We start from the raw sequence: 523 nt of genomic DNA on the forward strand, positions 1-523 counted from the left end.
CCATTTGACTTTAGCTACCGCCTTTTCCGGGATAAGCGTAATAGAGGCCGGGCGCCAGAATAACTTGATACGCGTTTTAATTGCGATCTCAAGCGTACTGCTATCTTTATTTTTACTGGATGGCGGAATGTTTTTCACATTAAACCAAAAAACAGATTCGCGATCCTTTGGCAACTCACCCGCTGTTTTAATAATGCGCAGCACTTTTTCCTGACTCGGCTCAAGACGAGAAACAGGCGGAATGACGGTAAAAGGTGGTTTGCTCTTATCATCCTTACTGAAAGGATCAACCCATACTTGTATTAGATAAGGCAAATCAACTTCTTTATTGTAAATAGAAATAGTAGAGTCAGGATCGTTGCCATGAAAAATGACGCGAGTTCCACCGACCACAATACCTGCAAAAGCAGAGGGAAGATTAAGGCACAGGAGTGCCAGAATAACTATTTTTATTCCACGAGCAAACATAGACAAACTCATCCCTGGATAAAAAAGACGCCGGGCATTTATACAACTACAGTTG

General features: G+C 42.1%; 1 protein-coding gene. It reads right to left on the bottom strand.

Annotation, left to right across the window (positions count from 1 at the left end):
* Nucleotides 1-468: fimbria/pilus periplasmic chaperone (locus tag ACEWB7_RS17440; protein ID WP_411581017.1), on the bottom strand; the 468-nt coding region annotated here is incomplete at its 3' end.
* Nucleotides 469-523 lie beyond the last annotated feature (55 nt).

It is taken from the genome of Acinetobacter sp. NIOH-H-8 (assembly GCF_046635365.1).
Taxonomy (GTDB): domain Bacteria; phylum Pseudomonadota; class Gammaproteobacteria; order Pseudomonadales; family Moraxellaceae; genus Acinetobacter.